General features: G+C 63.1%; 23 protein-coding genes and 8 tRNA genes. 3 read left to right on the plus strand and 28 right to left on the minus strand.

All coding sequences use genetic code 11. The features are described from left to right. Nucleotides 1–29: 29 nt before the first annotated feature. Nucleotides 30–377, minus strand: coding sequence for a hypothetical protein (locus AB7849_RS04885; protein WP_369500671.1), 348 nt, complete (start codon nt 375–377; stop codon nt 30–32). Nucleotides 378–591: 214 nt separating this feature from the next. On the opposite strand from AB7849_RS04885, the gene AB7849_RS04890 reads away from it, so the two are divergent. Beyond that, nucleotides 592–945, plus strand: a complete 354-nt coding sequence (locus AB7849_RS04890) for a hypothetical protein (RefSeq protein WP_008209850.1) — start codon at nt 592–594, stop codon at nt 943–945. A 199-nt stretch (nt 946–1,144) separates the two neighbouring features. Here the strand turns inward: AB7849_RS04890 and dnaQ are convergent, their stop codons facing one another. The 3 genes from dnaQ to AB7849_RS04905 form a co-directional block, all read right to left on the minus strand. Further along, the gene (dnaQ, locus tag AB7849_RS04895) at nt 1,145–1,864 is read right to left on the minus strand and encodes a DNA polymerase III subunit epsilon (RefSeq protein ID WP_008209852.1); all 720 of its coding nucleotides are present in this window, start codon (nt 1,862–1,864) and stop codon (nt 1,145–1,147) included. After that, the gene (gene rnhA, locus AB7849_RS04900) at nt 1,861–2,316 is read right to left on the minus strand and encodes a ribonuclease HI (RefSeq protein ID WP_008209854.1); all 456 of its coding nucleotides are present in this window, start codon (nt 2,314–2,316) and stop codon (nt 1,861–1,863) included. Before rnhA ends, dnaQ begins: the two co-directional genes overlap by 4 nt. Before the next feature lie 145 nt (nt 2,317–2,461). Next, nucleotides 2,462–3,148 (minus strand): methyltransferase domain-containing protein, encoded by a 687-nt coding sequence (locus AB7849_RS04905; RefSeq protein WP_369500673.1) that lies wholly within the window; start codon nt 3,146–3,148, stop codon nt 2,462–2,464. A 205-nt stretch (nt 3,149–3,353) separates the two neighbouring features. Between AB7849_RS04905 and gloB the strand changes: the two genes are divergently transcribed. Then, the gene (gene gloB, locus AB7849_RS04910) at nt 3,354–4,118 is read left to right on the plus strand and encodes a hydroxyacylglutathione hydrolase (RefSeq protein ID WP_008215377.1); all 765 of its coding nucleotides are present in this window, start codon (nt 3,354–3,356) and stop codon (nt 4,116–4,118) included. Then, nucleotides 4,115–5,371 (plus strand): transglycosylase SLT domain-containing protein, encoded by a 1,257-nt coding sequence (locus tag AB7849_RS04915; protein WP_237711920.1) that lies wholly within the window; start codon nt 4,115–4,117, stop codon nt 5,369–5,371. The genes gloB and AB7849_RS04915 overlap by 4 nt, the downstream gene beginning before the upstream one ends. 253 nt (nt 5,372–5,624) lie before the next feature. On the opposite strand, the gene AB7849_RS04920 is transcribed toward AB7849_RS04915, so the two are convergent. From AB7849_RS04920 to AB7849_RS05035, 24 genes are all read right to left on the minus strand, one after another. Continuing rightward, nucleotides 5,625–7,544 carry a SurA N-terminal domain-containing protein gene (locus AB7849_RS04920; protein WP_008215380.1) on the minus strand — a complete coding sequence of 640 codons (1,920 nt, stop codon included), beginning with the start codon at nt 7,542–7,544 and terminating at the stop codon, nt 5,625–5,627. A gap of 102 nt (nt 7,545–7,646) precedes the next feature. After that, a tRNA-Asp gene (locus AB7849_RS04925) sits at nt 7,647–7,723 on the minus strand. Nucleotides 7,724–7,730: 7 nt separating this feature from the next. After that, nucleotides 7,731–7,805: transfer RNA gene (locus AB7849_RS04930), tRNA-Val, on the minus strand. Nucleotides 7,806–7,824: 19 nt separating this feature from the next. Beyond that, entirely contained in the window at nt 7,825–8,097 is a 273-nt protein-coding gene (locus tag AB7849_RS04935) for an HU family DNA-binding protein (protein ID WP_008215382.1), read from the minus strand. A 343-nt stretch (nt 8,098–8,440) separates the two neighbouring features. Continuing rightward, on the minus strand, nt 8,441–10,948 hold the full coding sequence (gene lon, locus AB7849_RS04940; protein ID WP_092704875.1) for an endopeptidase La: 2,508 nt from the start codon (nt 10,946–10,948) through the stop codon (nt 8,441–8,443). 175 nt (nt 10,949–11,123) lie between these two features. Beyond that, a complete protein-coding gene (gene clpX / locus AB7849_RS04945; RefSeq protein WP_008215386.1) occupies nt 11,124–12,422 on the minus strand; it encodes an ATP-dependent Clp protease ATP-binding subunit ClpX in 1,299 nt (432 codons plus the stop codon). Nucleotides 12,423–12,528: 106 nt separating this feature from the next. After that, on the minus strand, nt 12,529–13,158 hold the full coding sequence (gene clpP / locus AB7849_RS04950) for an ATP-dependent Clp endopeptidase proteolytic subunit ClpP (RefSeq protein WP_008215387.1): 630 nt from the start codon (nt 13,156–13,158) through the stop codon (nt 12,529–12,531). A gap of 38 nt (nt 13,159–13,196) precedes the next feature. Next, complete coding sequence (tig, locus tag AB7849_RS04955; RefSeq protein ID WP_008215389.1) at nt 13,197–14,489, minus strand: trigger factor; 1,293 nt, start codon at nt 14,487–14,489, stop codon at nt 13,197–13,199. Between the two features lie 86 nt (nt 14,490–14,575). Next, nucleotides 14,576–14,661 (minus strand) — tRNA-Leu (locus AB7849_RS04960). Between the two features lie 228 nt (nt 14,662–14,889). Beyond that, nucleotides 14,890–14,965, minus strand: a tRNA-Lys gene (locus AB7849_RS04965). 13 nt (nt 14,966–14,978) lie between these two features. Continuing rightward, a tRNA-His gene (locus AB7849_RS04970) sits at nt 14,979–15,055 on the minus strand. A gap of 21 nt (nt 15,056–15,076) precedes the next feature. Beyond that, nucleotides 15,077–15,153: transfer RNA gene (locus tag AB7849_RS04975), tRNA-Arg, on the minus strand. 22 nt (nt 15,154–15,175) lie between these two features. Continuing rightward, nucleotides 15,176–15,252 (minus strand) — tRNA-Pro (locus tag AB7849_RS04980). Nucleotides 15,253–15,422: 170 nt separating this feature from the next. Beyond that, nucleotides 15,423–15,499: transfer RNA gene (locus AB7849_RS04985), tRNA-Arg, on the minus strand. Nucleotides 15,500–15,631: 132 nt separating this feature from the next. Then, nucleotides 15,632–16,435, minus strand: a complete 804-nt coding sequence (locus AB7849_RS04990; protein WP_369500674.1) for an amidohydrolase — start codon at nt 16,433–16,435, stop codon at nt 15,632–15,634. Continuing rightward, a complete protein-coding gene (locus AB7849_RS04995) occupies nt 16,423–17,568 on the minus strand; it encodes a pyridoxal phosphate-dependent aminotransferase (protein ID WP_369500734.1) in 1,146 nt (381 codons plus the stop codon). The genes AB7849_RS04990 and AB7849_RS04995 overlap by 13 nt, the downstream gene beginning before the upstream one ends. A gap of 41 nt (nt 17,569–17,609) precedes the next feature. Then, on the minus strand, nt 17,610–18,575 hold the full coding sequence (locus AB7849_RS05000) for a LysR substrate-binding domain-containing protein (RefSeq protein ID WP_008215396.1): 966 nt from the start codon (nt 18,573–18,575) through the stop codon (nt 17,610–17,612). 618 nt (nt 18,576–19,193) lie between these two features. Continuing rightward, nucleotides 19,194–19,826 (minus strand): hypothetical protein, encoded by a 633-nt coding sequence (locus AB7849_RS05005; protein ID WP_008215398.1) that lies wholly within the window; start codon nt 19,824–19,826, stop codon nt 19,194–19,196. After that, entirely contained in the window at nt 19,823–20,218 is a 396-nt protein-coding gene (locus AB7849_RS05010; RefSeq protein ID WP_008215400.1) for a hypothetical protein, read from the minus strand. Before AB7849_RS05010 ends, AB7849_RS05005 begins: the two co-directional genes overlap by 4 nt. Nucleotides 20,219–20,628: 410 nt before the next feature. Further along, entirely contained in the window at nt 20,629–21,051 is a 423-nt protein-coding gene (locus tag AB7849_RS05015; protein ID WP_008215402.1) for a hypothetical protein, read from the minus strand. Nucleotides 21,052–21,101: 50 nt separating this feature from the next. Further along, nucleotides 21,102–21,296 carry a hypothetical protein gene (locus AB7849_RS05020; RefSeq protein ID WP_008215405.1) on the minus strand — a complete coding sequence of 65 codons (195 nt, stop codon included), beginning with the start codon at nt 21,294–21,296 and terminating at the stop codon, nt 21,102–21,104. Next, nucleotides 21,293–21,520: a helix-turn-helix transcriptional regulator gene (locus AB7849_RS05025; protein WP_369500675.1), complete on the minus strand. Its 228-nt coding sequence runs from the start codon at nt 21,518–21,520 to the stop codon at nt 21,293–21,295. The genes AB7849_RS05020 and AB7849_RS05025 overlap by 4 nt, the downstream gene beginning before the upstream one ends. Before the next feature lie 188 nt (nt 21,521–21,708). After that, nucleotides 21,709–22,407 carry a hypothetical protein gene (locus tag AB7849_RS05030; RefSeq protein ID WP_008215408.1) on the minus strand — a complete coding sequence of 233 codons (699 nt, stop codon included), beginning with the start codon at nt 22,405–22,407 and terminating at the stop codon, nt 21,709–21,711. Between the two features lie 8 nt (nt 22,408–22,415). Then, nucleotides 22,416–22,694, minus strand: coding sequence for a hypothetical protein (locus AB7849_RS05035; RefSeq protein ID WP_008215410.1), 279 nt, complete (start codon nt 22,692–22,694; stop codon nt 22,416–22,418). Nucleotides 22,695–22,781 lie beyond the last annotated feature (87 nt).

Below are 22,781 nucleotides of genomic sequence, written 5' to 3' on the forward strand. Positions count from 1 at the left end.
CTGCCGAAAAACCCGTGGACGCATGCGGCTCAACAGGTGGTCGGGTAAAGGTCAACCACACGAATCGAGAGAGAGCCCTTTTCTTCTCCACCTTTAACTAAAAACCATTCTCTACATGTTTTGGCCACGAGCCTAAAGCAAGCAAGGTAGGTTTTTCGATCTAAACTGCCGGTCAAAAGCACAGCCCACAGCATCTCGGGCATATGGTCATCCATCCAAGAGGTTGGCGACATCTTGGGCATACGATTAAGTGGTGGCGACAGTTTATTTCCGTCACGGCGATGCTGGTCTATTCCGCTAATATTGTGATTAGCGTAAGGCGAGTTCGCCCGGCGGTGTTTCTTGTCACGCTTTTTCTTTCCCTTGTTACCGCTCATGTTATTTCCCGATCTGTTTAGGATAGTCAGACGGTTGATTAAGGATGTTACGCTCGTGTTGATTGTTGCAGAAATTAACTCGGTGCATGCGGCGAGTTTTGCTCGATCACGACATCACGGATCGTCACGCAGGCAACTGAGCACGCTCTCAGCGTGAAGCCAGCCTTGCGGTACGCCATCGCGTTGTGCGGTGACCATGCCCAAGGAATTTCCTATGCCTCTCGATCAATCCGCTGGCGGCGTCGAGTTCGTCCGCCTTGCTCGCCTTGTAGGTCGCGCACGTGGCAAGCTCGCCTATGCCGCGCACTTCGCCGAGGCCTCGCCGGGCGATGAGCGCGTGGCCCGCACCCTGCGCTCCGCTGTATCTGCCGGCACCATGGCCGACGCGGCTTGGGCTGCCGACCTTGCCGGCTACGGCATCATCGCCGCTGGGTTCCTTGAATCCCTGCGCGGCCTGTCCGTGTTCGACCGCATGTTTTCCGACGGTGCCATCCGGCGTATTCCGCTGCGCACGCGCCTGGCAGTGTCCACCATCGTCGCTGTAGGCGCTGAGGTTGGCGAGGGATGAACGCCCCCCGAACAGCATGGCCTTCGCCGCGTCGGGTCGACAAATTCGCCGGGAGCGAATTTGGACAGCCGCAGGCTGGCCCCGTAGCGCACCGCGCGAAGGGGTTCGGCCCAAGGATGGGCCGAACAATCCCACCCTCGCCGTCATGCAGGCCCTTTGGCTTTACCGAGCTCGGCTGCACGACACCCGCAGTACTTTATCAAGCCGCAGATTCGTCCTTCCGCCACAAGCTCCCGCCGTCGCCGGCACTCTTGTCCAATGCATCCAGCAGGCGTTCGTGCGCGGCCGCTTCGTCGGCGTTTGCGCGCAGCACGCGCGGGCGACGGGTCAATACAACGGGTTGCACGATCCCGGAGGTGCGCGACTCTTCGGGTTCCTCGAAGCCCAGGTCCATCGCGACCTGGCCCGACGTCATCGACAGATAGACTTCGGCCAGCAGCAGTGCATCGATCAGGCCGCCGTGCAGGTCGCGCGCGGAATTGTCCACGCCCAGGCGTTTGCACAAGGCATCCAGGCTGTTGCGCTGGCCGGGGTAGCGTTCGCGCGCCATGGCCAGGGTATCGAGTACCGGACAATGGTCGGCGATGCGGCCGTAGTGGGCACCGGCGCGCGCCAGCTCTGCATCGAGAAAGCCAACGTCGAAGCTGGCGTTGTGGATGATCAGTTCGGCGCCATCGATGTAGGCCAGGAACTCCTCGACCACATCTTCGAAATGCGGTTTGTCGAGCAGGAATTCGTCGGCAATGCCGGTGACCTGTCGCGCGCCTTCGTCGATCGCACGATCCGGGTTGAGATAGGTCTGGTAATTGCGCCCGCTGGGGCGGCGTCCGACCATCTCGACGCAGGCGATTTCGATCAGGCGATGCCCCTGGCGCACTTCCAGGCCGGTGGTTTCGGTATCGAGTACGACTTGTCTCATGCCCTGTCCCGCTTGCCGTCGCGATACTGCTCGGCCTGTTCACGGGCAGCCTGGTCCACGCGCTCGTTCTCGGCGTGGCCGTTGTGTCCGCGCACCCATTGCCAGCGCACCTGATGCTTGCCCGTGGCATGGGAAAGACGTTCCCACAAATCCTGGTTCTTCACCGGCTGGCGGCCGGCCGTGCGCCAGCCGTTGGCGCGCCATTTCGGCACCCACTGCTCGATCCCCTGCATGACATAACGGGAGTCGGTGGTGAGCACCACCTGGCACGGACGCGTCAATGCCTCCAGCGCACTGATGGCGGCCAGCAATTCCATGCGGTTGTTGGTGGTATCCGGCTCGCCACCTGCCACGACGCGTTCCTTGCCGCCGGCCCGCAGCAGGGCGGCCCAGCCACCCGGGCCGGGATTGCCCAGGCACGCGCCATCGGTAAAAGCTTCAACATCAGTCACTCGGGTGCAACTCCTGCAAATGGGGAAAGAAGGGTGATCATGGCCCAGCGAACCGTCGAAAAACCGGCCTCGCAGGCAGGTACTTGGCCAGCTTCGCTGTCGTGAAGCACCCCGCCTCGAACGTTTCTGCGGCCCATGCTCGGGATCACGCGGCCGAGCTTCGCCTGGCGCCGGAAGCCAGGCTGGTCCCGGCGCGTGCCGGCACGGAATGCTGGCGCAGTCGTATCGGCTGGCTCATGGAGCGGCGCTTGCGTGCCACCAGCACGTACCCCCCTCCCAGCGGATGGACGTTCGCGTGCGCATCGACCTGCGGACTCGGCCACAACCGGCCCACGCGCTGGACTCGCTCGACCAGCAAATCGGCCCGCCGCAACCAGCCGCCAAGTTGCAATGGCGTGTTCAAGTGAGCCTCGATGCCATGCATGCGCCAGTGCCACCACGGCGACCAGCCGCCGAACGGGTGCACCCCGGTCAACGCAAGCACGCCGCCCGGTGCCAGGCATCGGATGATGTCGCCGAGCAAGGCGGGCGGCAGCGGCGCCATTTCCAGCGCGTGCCGAAGCAGCACCAGGTCGAAGGCGTCGTCGATGAACGGCATCGGCTCCCGCGGGCTGGCGCGCACATCACCACCAAGTCGCTCTCCGGACAGGCGAAGCCGGGTCCAGTGCCCCAGCAGCGGCAAGGCGGGCGGCGCGTCATCGGGCGCGGCCGACACCAGCAGGCCGCGCGTTCCCGCGCAGCGCTGCAGCATGGGCATCAGCGCGGCCATCTCCTCGGCCAGCAATCCCCTCATCGGCGCGCTGGCATAGATGTCGTGGTCACGCTTTGACATGCGTCGAACGGCTCGTCGCGGGGCGGAAACCCGGTCAGTGTACTGGTTGGCGATGCAAAGACGAACCACCGCACGAGGCTGAATGGCCGAACGGGCATTTAACCGTCACCTAACGAGAGAGCGGACACCGGGCCTTATAGTCGGGGACTTCGCCTGGACATGGCCGTCACGACGACTGTTCCAGGCCCTTGCGCGGAGCGTCCACTTGCACGTCGTACCGATCCCGGCCCTTGCCGACAACTACATCTGGTTGCTGCACGACGGGCATGGCTCGGCACTGGTTGTCGACCCGGGCGAGTCGGCTCCGGTCGAGGCGGCGCTTGCCGCCTCGGGGCTGACCCTTCGCGCGATCCTGCTGACGCATCATCATCCCGATCACATCGGCGGCGCGGCGGCATTGCGCGAAGCGCATGACGTGCCGGTGTATGCACCCGCCGACGAGCGCATCGACATGGCCACCCAACGCGTGGCTGACGGCGATACCGTGATGCTCCCGTCACCCGCCGCACGGTTTCGGGTCATCGCGGTTCCCGGCCATACCACCAGCCACGTGGCATACGTGGGCGAAGGCGTGCTGCTGTGTGGCGACACCCTGTTCAGCCTGGGCTGCGGGCGCATGTTCGAGGGAACCCCGGCGCAGATGCTGGCGTCGCTGGACCGGCTCGCGGCCCTGCCCGGCGACACGCGGGTGTGCTGTGGCCATGAATACACGGCGGCCAACGGGCGCTTTGCCAGCACCATCGAGCCGGAAAATGCCGCGCTTGCCGCCCGCGTACAGCAGGTCGCGACGCTTCGCGCGGCGAACCGACCCAGTGTGCCTGGCACGCTGGCCGACGAGCTCGCCGCCAACCCGTTCCTCCGCGTCGACAGCCACGCGGTGATCGACTGGTGCCGGCGTCACGAAGTACACACCGATGACCGGATTGCCCGCTTCGCCGCGCTGCGCGGCGCCAAGGACACATTCGGATGAACGACCGGCGCTGGCGATCCCTGTTGCCACTGGCCATGGCCACCCTGCTGGGTGCCTGTGCCACGGCGCCACGACCCCGTCACGCGCCACAGGTCATTCTGCCGGCTCCTGTCGTGCCCACGGCACCCGCCCGCGTCAAGGCCCTGCTTCCGACTCATTCCGAGGACGTCTGGAGCAGGCTTCGACAGAGTTTCGCGATGTCCGATTGCGATGCCGACCCACAGATTCTTTCCTGGGCCCGCCGTTACACCCGCGACCCGCAGCGTTTTGAAGCCCATGTTCGCCAGATCATGCCGCGCCTGGCCTACGTCGAGCAGGTCGCCGCCAAGCACGATGTCGCCGGCGAGTTTGTCCTGCTGCCCTGGGTGGAAAGCCACTTCCAGCCAGTATCGGGCCACGGCCGCCACCGGGCCGCCGGCATGTGGCAGATCGTACCGAGCACGGCCCGGGCCATCGGCCTGAAGGTCGGCCATGATTATGACGGTCGCTATGACGTACCCGCAGCCACCGAAAGCGTGATGGCCCTGCTCAGTCGCTACCATGGCGACCTGCACGATTGGCGGCTGGTTGACTATGCCTACAACCGTGGCGAATTCGCAGTGCGCCGGTTGGTGCAGCAGCATGGCGCGCCAGCAGACGAGCCCGTGATTCCCAAACTGCCGGTTTCACGCACGACGCGCGAACACCTGACCAAGCTGCTGGCGATCGCCTGCGTGGTACGCGAACCGTCCCGCTTCCATGTCAGCCTGCCATTGTTGCCAGCAGGGGATCATCTGGAAACGGTCGAAGTGAAACACCCGATGCCGTTGAGCAAGGCAGCCGCGCGCGCGGACATGCCCTTGCGCAAGCTCAAGCACCTCAATTCGGCCTACCGCAATGGACACATCGCGGTAGCCAGCACACCGGCGCATCTGCTGCTTCCTCGCCACCGCGCCACGCAATGGCGCGATGGCGCCCGGCAGGCCGAAGACGGCAACCTGACCGCCAGCGTCATGCCGCAGCCGATCACGCTGCCTTCGCTGTCGTCTCCAGACAACGGTCCGACGTCGCAGAGCGAGGTCGAGCAATCCCCACCGCTGGATTCATCGGCATCCTCCACGCCAACGCGCCATCACACCGTGCGCCCCGGCGAAAGCCTGTGGTCGATCGCCCGCCATTATTCGATAAGCGTGGCCAAGCTCGAACGCTGGAACCACCTGCGCAAGCACAAGATCAAACCCGGCCAGGTGCTCAAGGTCAGCGCACCAGGCTGATCACGGTCTCGCACGACCCCGGGCGCCTGGATTCGACGCGCAACCAGGGACAGCACAGGCGACTGATTCCGGCACCGTGCTCCCGTCGGCATGCATCCATGATGCGCTCGATGGCTTTTGTCTTGGACCGCCGTCCCCGGGTCGCTCGCACGAATCACCCAACCCCGTCCCCACACCGCAAACGCCCATGCAAAAAGGGCAGCCCGCGGGCTGCCCTTTTCAATCCGTCACGGATTCACCGTATTCGTCGGGATTACATCCGATCCTCGGCAATCTTGACCGGCGTCTTCGCCTTCAGGATGTCGATGAAACCGTGCGTCGCCATATTGCCGAATGCCTGAGCCATCTGATTGCGCAACTGCTCACGCTGGGCTGGCGTGATCTTGGCGAGATCGCCACCTTGCACCTTGTCCACGCCCACGATGGCGAAGACCCCGTCACCCACGGCCACGCTGGAGAACTCCGGCTTGTCCTTGGCCGGATGCGGCAACAGGAAGGCCTGGCTGCGAACCTGCGCGGGCATGCTCTGGGCTGACGGCGCCCGCGGCATGCGCATGGCATCGCTGACGCTTACCACGTTGGCCCCCGCGGACTTCGCCACGGCCTGGATGTCCTCGCCCTTGCGCAGGCGTGCAAGCAAGCCATCGGCACGCTGCTTCGCGGCGGCAATCACGCGATCATCGAGGATCTTCTGCTTGATGCTGTCGCTGACCTCGGCCAACGGGCGCACGGCCTTCGGCTCGTGCTTGTCCACACGCACCACCACGGCGTCATCCGTGCCCAGGTTGATCAGGCTGGAATTGTTGCCCTGGGCCAGCACGTCGTCCGAGAACGCCGCGGCGATGACCTTGGCGTTTGCGGCAATCCCGGTGCCACCGCTGTGGGAAAACAGACCGGTGGTCTTGACCGGCAGGTCCAGGTTTTTGGCCGCCGTGTCCAGCGAGCCGGGGGTCTGGTAGCTCGCGTCGGCCAGCTTGCCCGCCACTTCATTGAACTTGTGCTCGCGGTCCGCCTTGATGGCTTCCTGCGCCAGCTCGGCCCGTACCTGGTCGAACGGCTTGATCTTGCCGCTCTGGACATCACGCAGGTAAATGATGTGGTAACCCTCGGGCGACAGCACCGGCTTGGAAATCTCGCCTTTCTTCAAGGAGAACATGGCCGTGTCGAAGGCGGCGTTGGTCACGCCCTTCTGCAGCCAGCCCAGGTTGCCGCCCTGGCTCTTCGAACCCAGGTCGTCCGAATCCTTCTTGGCCAATTCGGCAAAATCGGCGGGCGTGGCTTCGGCAGCGATCTTGTCGGCCTTGGCCAGTGCGGCCTTCTGCTGCGCCGGCGTGGCATTCTTCGGCACGTTGATCAGGATGTGCGAAACCAGTCGCTGTTCCGGCTGTACGAAGCGCGACTTTTCGTCCTGGTAACGCTTCTTCAGCTCGTCCTCGCTGGGTTGCGCATCGAGTTTGAGGTCGGCGTCGTTCACTTCGATGTATTTCAGCGATACCTGTTCCGGCCGCATGAAATCGGCCTGATGACCCTTGTAGTAGCTGGCGATCTCGTCGTCGGTCACGCTGCTGTTTGCCGGCGCGGGACGGGGCAAGGTGAAGTACTGCACGTCGCGACGCTGCAGCTGCAAGTCGAGGTAACGGTCCATGTCCGCGTCGGTGACGATGGCACTGTCGTTGATCGCATCGGGCAACAACGCAACCGCCATGCTGGAGCTCTGCTGCTCCTCGAACATTTCCGGCGTCATGCGATTGGCGGCCAGCACCGAACGATAGGTCTCGGGATCGAACTTGCCATTGACCTGGAAGGCCGGCACGTTCGCGATGGCGTCGCGCAGCGCCTGGGTCGACACGCGCATGCCAAGGTCGCCATTGGCCTTGAGCAGCAGTTGCTGGTCTACCATCGCATCCAGGATACGGCGCTTGTTGGCGGGTTTCTCGAAGGCCGTACCATCGAACTGGTCGCCTTCCTGGGCCATTGCCTGCTGGCGGATCTGGTTCATCCGGTCGCGGAATTGCTGCTGGCTGATCTCATGCTTGCCGACTTTCGCCACGTAGGTATCCACGCGCGAACTGAAATAACCCTCGATGCCGAAAAACGACATCGCGAAGGTGGCAACGCCCAGCACGATGATGGCTGGCCACCCCTTCATCTTCTCACTCATTGCCTGCAGCATGAACTCTTCCCGCAATTCGAATGATGGTGGTACCCGGAAGGCCGGGCACAAGAACCCCTAGCATAAATGACAAGGGCGCCACGTGGGCGCCCTTGCGTTCTCTGGCGGAGCGGACGGGACTCGAACCCGCGACCTCCGGCGTGACAGGCCAGCATTCTAACCAGCTGAACTACCGCTCCGCATTTCTGGTGGGTGCTGTAGGGATCGAACCTACGACCACCGCCTTGTAAGGGCGACGCTCTACCGCTGAGCTAAGCACCCAAAACCAAGCGGAAGCCGCTTAGTTTAGGGCGTCCTTGAGCGTCTTGCCAGCCTTGAAGGCAGGAACCTTCGAAGCCTTGATCTTGATCGTCTCGTTGGTGCGCGGATTGCGACCCGTACGAGCAGCGCGCTTGCGCACGGTGAAGGTGCCGAAGCCGACCACCGAAACGTCGTCACCCTTCTTCAGGGCCTTCTGGACGGTTTCAAAGAAAGCCTCGAGGGCACGGCCGGAATCGGCCTTGGTGAGCTCGGCCTTCTCGGCGATGGCGTTGATCAGATCGGTTTTATTCATTGAGTCACTCCCTTAAACGTTTTTGTGCGGCCCGCATGGTCAGTCTGGGACGAAACGACACCACCATCGAATGGTTGATTCCTCGAAGGTGCCGCCTCGCGGCCCCGCATCGCAACACCCTCGAACGGCGGTGCATTGGTTGCGGTGACTCTTTATACCAGTGCCCCTCAGGCTCCGCAACACTAGGAATACCAAGGCTTCCCACGGTTCAGGTGATATCCGGGAAGCACTTGCACCGGACTGCGCAAAGCCGTATGGAAAAGCTCCGCAAACATGCGCAAAACCGCCTTCGGCCGGCAACGCAATTGCCGCCGGCCGGAAGGTCGATCCGGAACCGCCAGGATCAATGCGTGCGCGTCTGCGCCTCGGAGCCACCCTTGCGCGGCTTCGGCGTCTTGGCCGCCGCTTGCACAGGCTTGGCCGCCAGCGGCTGCAGGGGACGTTCCAGCGCGATATCGAGCACTTCGTCGATCCAGCGCACCGGATGGATCTCCAGCGAGTCGGTGATGTTGGCCGGGATGTCGGCCAGATCCTTGCGGTTATCGTCCGGGATGATCACCGTGGTGATGCCGCCGCGATGGGCCGCCAGCAACTTTTCCTTGAGACCGCCGATCGGCAGCACGCGACCACGCAGGGTGATCTCGCCCGTCATCGCCACTTCCGAGCGCACCGGAATCTTGGTCAAAGCCGACACCAGCGCCGTGCACATCGTGATGCCTGCGCTGGGACCATCCTTTGGTGTGGCGCCTTCCGGCACGTGGATGTGCAGGTCCAGTTTTTCGTGGAAATCCGGCTCGATGCCCAACGGACCGACGCGCGTGCGCACCACCGACAAGGCGGCCTGGATCGACTCCTTCATCACGTCGCCGAGTTGTCCGGTATTCACCAGGCGTCCCTTGCCCGCCACCACCGAGGCTTCGATGCTGAGCAGCTCGCCGCCCACCTGGGTCCAGGCCAGGCCGGTGACCAGGCCGACTTCGTTCTGCTGTTCCTTGCGACCGAAATCGAAGCGGCGCACGCCCAGGTAGCGCTCGAGGTTGTCGGCATCGACGTGAGCTGCGGCTGCCGGCTTCACCGTTTTCGATTTGGCCGTCTTTACGGCCTTTGCCGGCGACTTCTTCGCCTTGGCCGGCACGATCTCACCCAGCGTCAACTGCTTGACGATCTTGCGGCAGATCTTGGAAATCTCGCGCTCCAGGTTGCGCACGCCGGATTCGCGCGTGTAGTAACGCACGATATCGCGGATGGCGTCCTCGCCCACGCTCAGCTCTTCCGGCTTGAGGCCATTCGCCTTGAGCTGCTTGGGCAACAGGTAACGTTGCGCAATCGCCAGCTTCTCGTCCTCGGTGTAACCCGGAATGCGGATCACCTCCATGCGGTCGAGCAACGGGCCCGGAATGTTCAGCGAGTTGGCCGTGGCGATCCACATCACCTCGGACAGGTCGAGGTCGACCTCCAGGTAATGGTCGTTGAACGTGTGGTTCTGCTCCGGATCCAGCACTTCCAGCAGTGCCGACGACGGGTCGCCGCGGAAGTCCATCGACATCTTGTCGATTTCATCCAGCACGAACAGCGGATTGCGGGTGCCGACCTTGTTGATGTTCTGCACGATGCGGCCCGGCATCGAGCCGATATACGTCCGGCGGTGGCCACGGATCTCGGCCTCGTCGCGCACGCCGCCCAGCGACATGCGGATGAATTTGCGGTTGGTCGCCTTGGCGATGGACTGCCCCAGCGAGGTCTTGCCCACGCCAGGCGGCCCGACCAGGCACAGGATCGGCCCCTTCATGGTGTTCACGCGCTGTTGCACGGCGAGGTACTCGAGGATGCGATCCTTCACCTTCTCCAGCCCGAAGTGATCGGCATCGAGGACTTCCTGCGCGAGCGCCAGATCCTTGCGCACCTTGCTGCGCTTCTTCCACGGCACGCCCACCAGCCAGTCCAGGTAGTTGCGCACCACCGTGGCCTCGGCCGACATCGGGGACATCTGGCGCAGCTTGCCGAACTCCTGCCGGGCCTTGGCCAGCACCACCTTGGGCATGCCGGCCGACTCGATCTTCTTCTGCAGTTCCTCGATTTCGTTGGGGCCGTCCTCGCCCTCGCCCAGTTCCTTCTGGATCGCCTTCATCTGCTCGTTGAGGTAGTACTCGCGCTGGCTCTTCTCCATCTGCGACTTGACCCGGCCGCGGATGCGCTTTTCCACCTGCTGCAGGTCCATCTCGCCATCGACCAGGCCAATCAGAAGCTCCAGCCGCTGGCCGACGTCGACCGTCTCCAGCACCTTCTGCTTGTCGGCCATGCGTACGGACAAATGCGCGGCGATGGAATCGGCCACGCGCGAGGGATCCTCGATGCCGGACAACGTGGTGAGCACTTCGGGCGGCAGCTTGCGGCTCTGCTTGACCAACTGCTCGAACAGCGAGATCAACGTACGCGAAACCACGTCCAGCTCGCGCTCCTTGCCGCTGTAAACGGGCTCGATCACGCGCGAACGTGCGCTGAGCATGCCGCTTTCGTCGTGATAGTCCTCGATATCGACGCGGGCCTGGCCTTCGACCAGCACCTTGACCGTGCCATCCGGCAATTTCAGCAACTGCAGGACGCTGGCCAGCGTGCCGATGGCGTGCAGGTCATCGACGACGGGATCGTCGATATCCGGGCTCTTTTGCGCAACAAGCAGGATCTGCCGCTCGTTCTCCATCGCGTGTTCGAGTGCGCGCATCGACTTGTCGCGCCCCACGAACAGGGGGATCACCATGTGCGGGTAGACGACCACGTCACGCAACGGCAACACCGGCAAGGCGTCCAGCGTGGCGGAAGTGGCTGCGGAAGATGCGGCATGTTTTGCCATCGAAAGGGCTCTCTCGCGATGTATGGACGGGCTCGACCCCGACACTGCGCCGGGGCCCCAAGTACGTCAAGTGGAGGCGAAGACACGTGCACTCAAGTGCGCGCACCCCCGCAAAAAACGAAACGGCCCCGACGCGAAACGCCGGGGCCGACGACATTGCCGGAAAGCGATGGAGTCAGGCAGCGGCGTCGCCGCCATCGCCACCGATGCGCTGCTGTTGCAGGTTGCCGCGATAGATCAGGTAGGGCTCGGCCTGCCCGTCAATCACCGCATCGTCCACCACCACCTTGCTGACGTGTTCCAGCGAGGGCAGCTCGTACATCGTGTCCAGTAGCACCTGCTCGAGGATCGTGCGCAGGCCACGCGCGCCGGTCTTGCGCTTGAGCGCCCTCTTGGCGATTGCCGACAGGGCCTCGGGGCGGAACTCCAGCTCGGCGCCTTCCATTTCGAACAGGCGCTTGAACTGCTTGGTCACCGCGTTCCTCGGCTCGGTGAGGATCTTCACCAACGCGTCCTCGTCCAGCTCGTCCAGCGTGGCAACCACCGGCAGGCGGCCGACAAACTCGGGGATCAGGCCGAAACGCACCAGATCCGCCGGCTCCACCTCGGCCAGCAACTTGCCCAGGTTCTCGGTGCGTTCCTTGGAACGGACCTCGGCGCCGAAGCCGATGCCGGTGGTCTCGGAGCGCTGCTGGATCACCTTTTCCAAGCCGGCGAATGCACCGCCGCAAATGAACAGGATGTTCTTGGTGTCAACCTGCAGGAATTCCTGCTGCGGATGCTTGCGGCCACCCTGCGGCGGCACCGAGGCCAAGGTGCCCTCGATCAGCTTCAGCAGCGCCTGCTGCACGCCCTCGCCCGACACGTCCCGGGTGATCGACGGGTTCTCGCTCTTGCGCGAGATCTTGTCGATCTCGTCGATGTAGACGATGCCCGACTGCGCCTTGTCGACGTCGTAGTCGCACTTCTGCAACAGCTTCTGGATGATGTTCTCGACATCCTCGCCCACGTAGCCCGCCTCGGTCAGCGTGGTCGCGTCGGCGATGGTGAACGGCACATTCAGCAGGCGTGCCAGCGTTTCGGCCAGCAATGTCTTGCCCGAACCGGTCGGTCCGATCAGCAGGATGTTCGACTTCGCCAGCTCGACTTCCTCGTTCTTCTGGCGCGATTCCATGCGCTTGTAGTGGTTGTACACCGCCACCGACAGCGCCTTCTTGGCGCGCGTCTGCCCAACCACGTACTGGTTGAGCGTCTCCATGATTTCCTTCGGCTTCGGCAGCTGGGTGCGGCCGGAAGCGGCCTTCTCCTCCAGCTCCTCGCGAATGATGTCGTTGCACAGTTCCACGCACTCGTCGCAGATGAACACGGACGGACCCGCGATCAGCTTGCGCACTTCATGCTGGCTCTTGCCGCAGAAGGAGCAGTAGAGAATCTTGCCGCCGTCGTTGGAACGGCCCTGCCGCTCGTCGCTCATGCTGTAACCCTGCTGTAAATCGGTTGCGTCGCGAGAATAGCACAGGGCTCCGCGTCTGCATCCAGACGCGGAGCCCGCTCGCAACCCGGGTGGATAAGAGTCGGAATCAGGCCGATTTCACCGTGTCGACCGCACGCTTGTCGAGCACCTGGTCGATCAGGCCATAGGTCTTGGCATCTTCGGCGCTCAGGAAGCGGTCACGCTCCATGTCATGGGCGATTTCCTCGATCGGCTTGCCCGTATGGTGGGCATACAGGCCATTCAGGCGCTGGCGCAGATAGAGGATTTCCTTGGCATGGATCTCGATGTCCGTGGCCTGGCCCTGCGCGCCGCCCGACGGCTGATGGATCATCACCCGCGAGTTTGGCAACGCAAAGCGCTTGCCTGCCGCGCCAGCCATCAGCAACAGCGAACCGGCACTGCAGGCCTGGCCGATGCACATCGTGCTGACATCGGGCTTGATGAACTGCATGGTGTCGTAGATCGCCAGCCCGGCGGTAACCACGCCGCCGGGGCTGTTGATGTAGAAGTGGATGTCCTTGTCCGGATTCTCCGACTCCAGGAACAGCATCTGCGCCACGATCACATTGGCCACGTTGTCATCGATCGGGCCGACCAGGAAGATCACCCGCTCCTTCAACAGGCGCGAGTAGATATCGTAGGACCGCTCGCCGCGAGCAGTCTGCTCGACGACCATGGGAATCAGGTTGAGGTTCTGGATCGGGTCCGTGGCCATGCTTCTCGCTCTCGATGGGTGACTGGGGAAGAACGGCCTCAAGCGCCGACCGGTCGCATCACTTCGTCAAAGCTCAGGTCCTGCACGGTGGTCTTGGCATGTTCCGCCACCCACTCGGCCACCTGGTCCTCGATCACGCGGTTCTGCAGACCCGACATGAGTTGGGGGTCATTGTTATAGAGTTCAACGACCTTTTCCGGTTCCTCGTAGGTCGAGGCGATCGCGGCCAGCTGCTCGGCCACGCGGGTACGGTCCAGCTTGATTTCCTGCTTGCGCGCCACTTCGCCCATCAGCAGGCCGGCGATCACGCGCTTGCGCGCCATCGGCTGGGCGGCCTCGATCAGCTGCTGCGGCGGCTGCTGGCCCTGCGGCACGCTGCCGCTGGCAAGATTGCGGGCCTCGGACTGCACCATCATGTTCGGCACATCCAGCTCGGCGTGCGCAGTGGCCAGCTTCTCGGCCACTTCGGACTTCAGGCGGGCCAGCAGCGTTGCCTTCAGCTCGCGCTCGAGGTTGGCACGAACTTCCTTGCGGAAGGTCTCCAGGTCGCCGTCGGCGATGCCGAAGAGCTTGGCGAACTCGGCATCCACCTCGGGCAGCTTCGGCTCCTGCACCTTGATGATCTTGAAGCTGACCTTGGCCGTCTGGCCCGCCAGGCTCTCGTTGCGGAAATCTTCCGGAAAAGCCACGTCGGATTCGAACTCATCGCCAGCCGCATGCCCGGTCAGGGCTTCATCCAGGGCCTTGAACAGGCTGCCCGAACCCAGCACGCTGCCGGCGCGCTCCAGGCCTTCGGCCGGGAAGCGATAGTCGCCTGCAACCGCGCTGTACTCGAACATCACGAAATCACCCTCGGCCGAGGCGCGATCCACCTGGTCGAAGCTACGGCGCTGCAGGCGCAGCGTTTCGATCATCTTGTCGATATCGGCATCCGAGACCACGGCGACCGGGCGCTGGATTTCCAGTGCGGAGACGTCGACCTCGGGGAATTCCGGCATCACCTCGAACGTGGCCGTGTAGGCAATCTCGCCGTTCTCCGGCTTGCCCGTGGTGTCGATGGACGGATTGGCCACCGGCTGCAGCTTTTCCTGCGCGAAGGCTTCGCGCAGCGTGCTGCCGATCAGGTCGGAGAGCACCTCGCTGCGAACCTGATCGCCATAGCGCTGCTGGATGACCGTCTTCGGCACCTTGCCCGGACGGAAGCCCTTCAACCGCACGGTGCGGCCCATTTCCGCGATGCGCTCGTTCACCTGCGTGTCGAATCGCTCCGCCGGGAACTTCACCGTGAGCTTGCGCTCGAGCTTGCCGACGTTCTCAACCGAAACCTGCATGACGTCTCCTGGAATGACCTGTAGTGGCCCTGTCACGGTGCCGCGGCGGCCCCGCCGCCTCATCAAAAAAACAAAACCCAAGGGAATGGTGCGAAAGGCGGGACTCGAACCCGCACGGGGGTTACCCGCCAGAACCTAAATCTGGTGCGTCTACCAGTTCCGCCACTTTCGCACGCGCAACACCCCAACTGGCGCCTCTGCAACCGGGCAATCCGACAGGCATTTCCGCCTGCCCTCGCCATGGCTGCTTGTGCATCCACATCCGCGCCCGCTAAGTCGATGATTCCCTTGCACGAAAGCGGGCCATTTTACGGTTGCCCGGCAGCCCAGCACAAGCTCGCAGCGTGATGCAGACGATAAAAAAACGAAGGCCCGCGTTGCCGCGAGCCTTCGTTCCGTTTGGTGGGCCGTGAAAGATTCGAACTTTCGACCAATTGATTAAGAGTCAACTGCTCTACCAACTGAGCTAACGGCCCTGAAACTTGAATTTGGGGTGAGCGATGGGATTCGAACCCACGACATCCGGAATCACAATCCGGGACTCTAACCAACTGAGCTACGCCCACCAGAACAACAACTATTTTGATTGGCGCGCCTGACAGGAATCGAACCTGCAACCGTCGGCTTAGAAGGCCGATGCTCTATCCGGTTGAGCTACAGGCGCTTGAATCAAGCTTAACGCCTGCTGGTCGGGGCAGAGGGATTCGAACCCACGACATCCAGCTCCCAAAGCTGGCGCTCTACCAGACTGAGCTATACCCCGTTCCGAATGCAACGATCACACTTGGTCACCGAAGCCTTCGAATGTTACGGGTGACACCTCGCTCAGTCAATCCGTATCGAAGCACACCGAACTTCAAACTCTGTCCGGCTCCGCAAGCGGTGTCTTGCTTGCGGCCCATCCATGATGCGCAAACATCATGTTCAAAAAAATGGTGCGCCCGGAGAGATTCGAACTCCCGACCACCAAGTTCGTAGCCTGGTACTCTATCCAACTGAGCTACGGGCGCACTTGAAACCGTCTTTCTTCAATCGCTTTCCGGAAATCCCGGAGGCGCCGAAGCGAGAAGCGGAATTATTCAGATTAGAGGCGCCTGCGTCAACACTTTTCGTAATTTTTTTTCACTCGAAGTGCCTTCTGCTTACTTGTTAACCAGCGTGAAGTCATCCGCATCCATCCACGCCGGGAAGCGCTCGCGGTGCGCAAGCAAGGCCGCCGGATCGAATCGCACCGTGGCCACCTGTTCCTGCGCGCCCAGCTCCAGCAACGGCTCGCCCACCGGATCGATGGCCACGCTGTCGCCCGCATACGGCAAGTCGTTGCCATCGACACCGACGCGATTCACGCCAACCACGCAACACAGATTCTCGATCGCACGCGCACGCAGCAAGGTTCGCCATGGCTGGCGCCGCGGTGCCGGCCAGTTCGCCACGAACAAGGCGAGGTCGTAATCCATCCCGCCCTCGGCCTCCTCTCGGCGGCGATTGCGCAGCCACACCGGGAAGCGCAGGTCGTAGCAAACCTGCGGCAGGATGCGCCAGCCGTTGAGCTCGACGATCAGTCGTTCATCGCCACCGCCGTAGCGCGTGTGCTCGCTCGCCATGCGAAACAGATGACGCTTGTCGTATTGCTCGTGCGTGCCGTCAGGACGCATCCACAGCAGGCGATTGAACACGGTGCCGCCTTCGCGTATCGCCAGGCTGCCGCAGATCACGGCGCCGACCTCAGCCGCCAGCGCACGCAGCCAGGTCACGCCCTCGCCGTCCATCACCTCGGCACTGACACCCGTATCGTTGCTGAAGCCCGAAAGAAACGTTTCCGGCAGCACAATCAGATCACTTTGCCCCGCGGCTTGACGCACCAGCCCGCCGTAGTAATCGCGGTTGGCCGGCGCATCGTGCCAGCGCGTGGCACCCTGCACCAGCGTAACGGTCAGAGCTTGCATAGACGCTCCGCCCCGGCCTCCAGCGTGGCGTCGTTCTTGGCGAAGCACAGCCGCAGCAGGCGCGTGCCCGGTGGCTTGTCGCAAAACGGCGAGAGCGGGATGCCCGCTACCCCGCCCTGCTTCACCAACCATTCGCCGAACACCACATCGTCCTCATCGCGAATGGCCGAATAATCGACCAACTGGAAATAGCCACCCGGCACATCCAGCAACTTCAGCCGGGACGGCTTCAGCAGTTCGCGGAAGCGATCGCGCTTGGCCTGGTAGAACGCCGGCAACTCGAGATAGTGCTGCGGGTCGCTGGCCAGAAATTCGGCGAACGCCACCTGGGCCGGATGGAACGTGCAGAACGTAAGGTACTGGTGCACCTTGCGGAATTCCGCCGACAACGCCTTCGTCGCCACCGCGTAGCCCACTTTCCAGCCGGTGCAGTGATACGTCTTGCCGAAGCTGGACACCACGATGCTGCGTTCGGCCAGTTCGGCGTGGCGCAGCACGCTCTGGTGCGTGGCGCCGTCGTAGACGATGTGCTCGTACACCTCGTCGGACAGCACCACGATATCCGTATCGCGCACGATCGCTGCCAGTTCGTCGAGATCGGCTGCCGACAACGTCGCGCCGGACGGGTTGTGCGGGCTGTTGACCAGGATCATTCGGGTCTTCGCGGTCACTGCATCGCGCACGCGTTGCCAGTCGATCGAGAATGCCGGCACCGTCAATGGAATGTGCACCGCACGCGCGCCCTGCAACTCGATCGCCGGCTCGTAACTGTCGTAGGCCGGATCGAACACGATCACCTCGTCGCCTGCGCGCACCACTGCGGCAATCGCCGAGAACAGCGCCTCGGTGGCGCCGGAGGTGACCGTCACCTCGGAAACCGGGTCGACCCGACGGCCATATAGGCGCTCGGTCTTCAACGCAATCTGTTCTCGCAGCGAAGCCAGGCCGATGCCCGGGGCGTACTGGTTGCAACCCTCGCCCATCGCACGGGTCACCGCGTCACGCAATGCCCGGGGCGGCTCATAGTCAGGGAAGCCCTGCCCGAGGTTCACCGCCTTGTGCTCCATCGCCAGCTGGCTCATCACGCTGAAAATGGTGGTGCCGACCTTCGGAAGCTTGGTATCAATACGCATCATGGAGTCGTTTGGATGGCCAAACCAAAAGCCTAGCACGCTCAGACCGGGGACAACGGGCGCTGCTTGCACTCTTCATGTTTCTGCCACGCCGTCTCGGGCAGGCGCTCGGCCAGGAAGTCCACCAGCGCACGTACCCCGGGCAGCATGCCGCGGCGACTCGGATACACGAAATGCATCGTACCGTCCGGCGCACTCCACTGCGGCAACACCACCTCCAGCTCGCCCGCGGCGATGGCCGGCGCGCAGACAAACTCCGGCAACAGGGTCACGCCCATGCCGCGGCGCGCGGCTTCCAGCAGCATCGCGAAGTCGCCACTGACCAGGCGCGCCTGCAGCTCGACGTTGACGCGCTGCCCTTCGCCATCGATCAGCTCCCACATCTGCGCCCCCTCGTGCTCCTGCATCGACAAGGCCGGCAGGCGGGACAGGTCCGAAGGATGTTCCGGGCGCCCCTCGGCCTTCAGCAAGGCAGGGCTGGCCACGGCGAGCACGCGCGACATGCCGAAGCTGCGCACGATCATGTTGGCATCGGTATCCAGCTTGCTGCGCACGCGGATCGCCAGATCCACCCCCTCGCCGATCAGGTCCACCCGTCGATTGGTGGATTGCACGCGCACCTGCAACTTGGGATAGCGCGCCATGAAATCCGGCAATACGTGCGCGAGCACCGTCTGGGTCAGCGACACCGGGCAACTGATCCGTACCACGCCGCGTGGTTCGGCACGCAGCTCATCCACGGCATCCTGGGCGGCGCGCGCCTCCTCCAGCACGGCACGGCAGTGTCCATAGAAGCGCTCACCCACCTCGGTGACCACGAAGCGACGCGTGGTCCGTTGCAGCAGCCGCACACCCAGTCGATCCTCCAGCTGGGCCACGCGCTTGCTCAGGCGCGACTTCGGAATGCCCAGCGCCCGCCCCGCCGCCGAGAAGCCACCGTGCTCCACCACGGCCGCAAAGAAGTACAGATCGTTGAGATCCTGCAGCGCACCATCGAGTACGGTCACAATCGTTTCCCTGATGAAACAATGACCGCATTCTAGCCCACGCACAGGGGCGTCGTACCAGCCCCGTGGAAAGCGATGAACGGGTCATGTTGCGCACAAAAAAGCCGCCATGCGGCGGCTTTTTTGCTCGTGGGATACCGGATGAATCGGCATCGAATCCACGGTTGTTGGTGCAAGAGGGGCATCGAAAATCCAGCAATGGCGCGGCTTGCGAAGGCTCGTTTTGAAAGTTCTCCCCAAAGTTACCCCATCCCGTGCGCGACACCCTTCATCGCGGCACGCGAAGGGTTGACCCGCGCAACGCTTCCTCGCGCGCCAGCGCCTCGGCGCAGTCGGTGGCCTCAGCGTCCAGGTCGCACGGCGAAGGCTTGGGCAAGTGGCCGGTGTGGGGTGGCTGGTCAGCGGCTGCCGGTCGGTCTGTTGTGGTCATTCAATCGGTCTTGGAAAGTGGGCGAGATAAGGGTGGGGCCGGAATGGTAGCGCAAGCCAAGATGTGAGGTTTTATCAGGTTTCCCGCCATTCCCTCGCGCGCGTACGCGCGCGATGTGGGCGGCTTGGGCGACATGCTGGGTCTGGCGCCTCGCCCAGCAAACCTAAATCCAATGGCTAACCGCCCGTTTATTCGTCAAAGCCAGGCGCTCCGAACCTGCCCAGCAACCGGGCGAAATGGCCGAACTCGCGGGCGGCCAGTTCGGCATCGCGGGCGGCGTAGCGGTCGAAGGTGCGCTGGCGCATCCATTTCGGTTTGAACGGCTGGCCGAAAAGGTCGCTGTACTCGTCGCCCAGCTTGCGGCGAAGCGCCCAGCGTTGGTCCATTATGCGTTCCGCACCGCTCACGCGCTGGCTGGCGTAGGTGGGCCGGGGCTTGATCGCGTCGCGGTGGCAGAACTGCGCGATGCCGTTCCACTTGTAGAGCCTCACCGCGAGCCGCAGTGAGTACGGGCAGCGGGCATACCAGCGTCGCCCGCCGTAATGGCATGGCAGCGACTCCAAGGCAATGCGGCAGGTCTCCGGCTGGCGCTCGCCGGTGTCGCGCTCGCGGTACGTGTAGTCCAGCACCAGCAGGCCCGCCGTCTCGGTGAGCGTCGCGTGGTAGTTCACGCTGGCGACTTTCTCGCCGTCGCCGTTCGTCCATTGCCAACTGCCGCGCATCTCGCAGTTCGGCACCAGCGCCCCCAGCTTGAGCATGCGCCGCACGTCCAGGCAGGTGGCCGATTCGATGTGCGGTCGCCAGCCGCCGGGATAGCTCACGGATTACCTTGCAGGTGGTCGGGCAGCTCGTCGGCGATCATGGCCTTTATCGTGGCCTCCGCTTCGTCGCCCGCGTGAAGTGTCGGGTACTTGAAGCGATCAATGGCCGGCTCCGCCAGTGCCGACACCAGCGGATCATCGCCACCGATGGCCTGCACCATGACAGCCAGCGGCGAAGGCGCATCCATCGCGGGCCTGCCGACAAGATAGGAAGCCAGGAACGCACGGGCCTGCGCATCGCCTTCCTTCGCGTGGGTAACGGTGGCTTCCACCACGTCGCCCCAGGTTTCCAGCGTGACGCGATCCAGCAGCGTGCGCAGGTAATCGGATTGCGTGCGCCGGTGCGTGACGCTGCCGCGCAGCATCGGGTCGGTGTTCGTCTTGCGGGTCATGCCGCATTACCTCGCTGCCGCAGTTCAGCGGTTTGGCGCTCCCAGCGTCGATAGGCCCAGCGTCGTGCGGGCACAACATACAACCGGCACGGTGCGTGCCCTTCCATGCTCGCAAGCGTAAATCGCTGCACGTCGCCGCGTCGCATGTTCCACCCTGCCGTGCGCTTCGCTTGCTCCAGCGCCAGCAGCACGTCGCCCGGTAGTGTCGCCTTCATCGTTCGTCGCCTTCATTCGTGATGTTCGCGTCGCCAGCGTCCAAAGCCTCAAGATCAAGTCCAAGGCAACAGCACCAGCAACAGCCCAAGCGTCCGCGTGCGCTCCCGCTTGGTAGATATCTAGATAGGTGCACGGATTCCGTGTCTAAGCAGGTGCAAAAACAGGCCGTTTAGACACGGATTCCGGGCCTACGGTCATGCCGCCTTGCTCCCGTAGACACGGATTCCGGGCCTTGTAGACACGGATTCCGTGCTGGCGCTCATGTTTTCGTCGCAGCGCTTCGGCTGCTTCCACAAGCCGGACGCTACGCGCGTCGCCGGTACGTCCAGCTTGCCGTCGCATTCGTCGATGGCGTACCACGTCAATGCGTAGAGACTGCACAGGTGCAAGCCACCTTGCCGCGTTTTCTCGATCAGGCCCAGTTCCAATAATTCGGACAGTGCACGCGCAAGCGTATCGCGCGACTTCCAGCCACGCCCCCGCAGGACGTTCCACGCCGCGCTCAAGTCGCCGTTGTTGTGGCCTCGATACTGGCGCCCAAGATCATTTAGCAGCTTCACGGCGCTGCCGGACAAGCTGCCATAGCTCGGCGAATCCATCACCGCGTGCGGCAGCATGAGAAACCCGCCGCCCCCGGCTCGGCCCTTCATCTTCCGTCGTGTTCTGGTCATCGGGCCACCGCCTTGTCCAGCAGATCAGCCACGGTGTCCAACAAGTTGGCGGCGTGCATGGCTTCCCAGGCGGGCCGGTGGGTAGCGTCGGCGTACTCGCGCAGGTGCTGGCGCACTTCGTCGGTGGCGAGCACGGCCAGCCGCAGCGGGTGTGCGGGTTGCCGGTCGGTGCCGAGCGTGGTGGCGATCATGCGGCAGCCTCGCCGGATTCGCCTACCATGATGCGCTGGAACTCGGCTAGGTCGGCGCGGTGATAGCGCACCAGCCGAGTGCCGATCTTGCGATAGTGCGGGCCTTTTCGTAGGGCGCGCCAGTTGCGCAGGGTGCGGACAGCAACGCCGAGACTGGCGGCGGCTTCGCGTTCGGTTACAAGGTCACCGGGTTCCAGCTTGGCGATGGGTTGGGGCTTCACCATGTTGACTTCCTTCGGCCCGTGTTGGCCGTCGTTGAACATGGTTCGCCATTTTGGTCATGTTTCGCGTTGTGAATAGCCGAAGCGATTCACCCCTTTCCAGCCAACGGCACGGAAAAGAGGGCAGCCCTTTCGTCACCTTGACCTGGTAGAAATGGCTTTGTAGTGCCGCTGAAAGAGGGCGAACCCTTTCAATCAGCGCTGCTTTTTCGACGCCCTGTCGGCAGATCATCGGCGCGCAAAATCGACGCAATGGACTCCGCCAGTTTTGTGCTGGCTCCCTTTGCAACCAGATGTTCGACCACCTCGTTATTGGTGGGCGCAGTTTGGGGTTCGGCAGGGTCGTACGTACTCCACCACTGCCTGGCTGCATCGGCCAAAAGCGCCAGTGCCTTCGTGGTGTGCTCGCCCCATGGCCATCGACCGGCCACAAGTGCGCTCGGCTTTGGCAACACCGGCATGGGCAGAGATGCAGGCAGCGGAAGCGGGTACACAATTCCTTTTGCCTCGCACCATGCCAGCAACGCAGAGGCATCCATTTGCCACGTTTTATCGTTCCGCTTCGTGGTGACCTCTGTCGCCGCCAACTCCCCACGGGCAATGGCCTTGTGCAGCAGGTCTTCGTAGCGCCGAAAGTCAGCCTGCGCATCGTCGGGGAAAAATTGGCTGTCATACGGATCAATACCGATGATCGCGCAAACCACGTCGAACAGTACGAAAGTGGAATCCAGCGACATGACTCGCTTCCACTCCGGGAAGGCTTCCTGGGGTGAAGTATCCGCTGGCACATCGCCCTCAAGTTCAACAGGGATGTCGTGAAACTTTAGAAGGGCAAGGATTTCGCTCGGGCGGAAACCGACGCCCTCGTAGTCAATTTTGAAGTGCTCCATGTGAGCTCCTAAAATGGTATTTCACTCTCGTCGGCAGGCTCTCCGTGTATGGCCGCCACACGCAGTAGATCCATCACAAACTCGCGACCTCGAACGTCTTCTCGCACCCCATACACCCTGCTCATGGATAGAAAGGTGGGTGGAAAGTCTTCACGCGCCAGCAGCCGCAGTATCGTGATGGCTGCCTCCTGGTAACTGCAATCGTTCGCCCGCATCATGCCGCGCAACACCTCGTCGAGACTGACAAAGTCACCATCTTCCTTGGCAAGAAATGCCTTCACGCTCATGCGCACCCTCACGCCCCTGTCGAGAGGTGCCGCGCCAGCCCGGCAGGGTGTCTGGGTCTTCGGGGATCAGCCTAGGCGCGGCGTGAA

Source organism: Rhodanobacter sp. FW021-MT20, assembly GCF_041107475.1.
GTDB classification, from domain to species: domain Bacteria; phylum Pseudomonadota; class Gammaproteobacteria; order Xanthomonadales; family Rhodanobacteraceae; genus Rhodanobacter_A; species Rhodanobacter_A glycinis.

What these genes read in the sequence shown, in the direction of transcription:
- AB7849_RS04885 (WP_369500671.1), bottom strand. Translation starts at nt 377, where the DNA reads ATGAGCGGTAACAAGGGAAAGAAAAAGCGTGACAAGAAACACCGCCGG.
- AB7849_RS04890 (WP_008209850.1), top strand. Translation starts at nt 592, where the DNA reads ATGCCTCTCGATCAATCCGCTGGCGGCGTCGAGTTCGTCCGCCTTGCT.
- dnaQ (WP_008209852.1), bottom strand. Translation starts at nt 1,864, where the DNA reads ATGAGACAAGTCGTACTCGATACCGAAACCACCGGCCTGGAAGTGCGC.
- AB7849_RS04905 (WP_369500673.1), bottom strand. Translation starts at nt 3,148, where the DNA reads ATGTCAAAGCGTGACCACGACATCTATGCCAGCGCGCCGATGAGGGGA.
- AB7849_RS04915 (WP_237711920.1), top strand. Translation starts at nt 4,115, where the DNA reads ATGAACGACCGGCGCTGGCGATCCCTGTTGCCACTGGCCATGGCCACC.
- AB7849_RS04920 (WP_008215380.1), bottom strand. Translation starts at nt 7,544, where the DNA reads ATGCTGCAGGCAATGAGTGAGAAGATGAAGGGGTGGCCAGCCATCATC.
- AB7849_RS04935 (WP_008215382.1), bottom strand. Translation starts at nt 8,097, where the DNA reads ATGAATAAAACCGATCTGATCAACGCCATCGCCGAGAAGGCCGAGCTC.
- lon (WP_092704875.1), bottom strand. Translation starts at nt 10,948, where the DNA reads ATGGCAAAACATGCCGCATCTTCCGCAGCCACTTCCGCCACGCTGGAC.
- clpX (WP_008215386.1), bottom strand. Translation starts at nt 12,422, where the DNA reads ATGAGCGACGAGCGGCAGGGCCGTTCCAACGACGGCGGCAAGATTCTC.
- clpP (WP_008215387.1), bottom strand. Translation starts at nt 13,158, where the DNA reads ATGGCCACGGACCCGATCCAGAACCTCAACCTGATTCCCATGGTCGTC.
- tig (WP_008215389.1), bottom strand. Translation starts at nt 14,489, where the DNA reads ATGCAGGTTTCGGTTGAGAACGTCGGCAAGCTCGAGCGCAAGCTCACG.
- AB7849_RS04990 (WP_369500674.1), bottom strand. Translation starts at nt 16,435, where the DNA reads ATGCAAGCTCTGACCGTTACGCTGGTGCAGGGTGCCACGCGCTGGCAC.
- AB7849_RS04995 (WP_369500734.1), bottom strand. Translation starts at nt 17,568, where the DNA reads ATGCGTATTGATACCAAGCTTCCGAAGGTCGGCACCACCATTTTCAGC.
- AB7849_RS05010 (WP_008215400.1), bottom strand. Translation starts at nt 20,218, where the DNA reads ATGACCCGCAAGACGAACACCGACCCGATGCTGCGCGGCAGCGTCACG.
- AB7849_RS05015 (WP_008215402.1), bottom strand. Translation starts at nt 21,051, where the DNA reads ATGCTGCCGCACGCGGTGATGGATTCGCCGAGCTATGGCAGCTTGTCC.
- AB7849_RS05020 (WP_008215405.1), bottom strand. Translation starts at nt 21,296, where the DNA reads ATGATCGCCACCACGCTCGGCACCGACCGGCAACCCGCACACCCGCTG.
- AB7849_RS05025 (WP_369500675.1), bottom strand. Translation starts at nt 21,520, where the DNA reads ATGGTGAAGCCCCAACCCATCGCCAAGCTGGAACCCGGTGACCTTGTA.
- AB7849_RS05030 (WP_008215408.1), bottom strand. Translation starts at nt 22,407, where the DNA reads ATGGAGCACTTCAAAATTGACTACGAGGGCGTCGGTTTCCGCCCGAGC.
- AB7849_RS05035 (WP_008215410.1), bottom strand. Translation starts at nt 22,694, where the DNA reads ATGAGCGTGAAGGCATTTCTTGCCAAGGAAGATGGTGACTTTGTCAGT.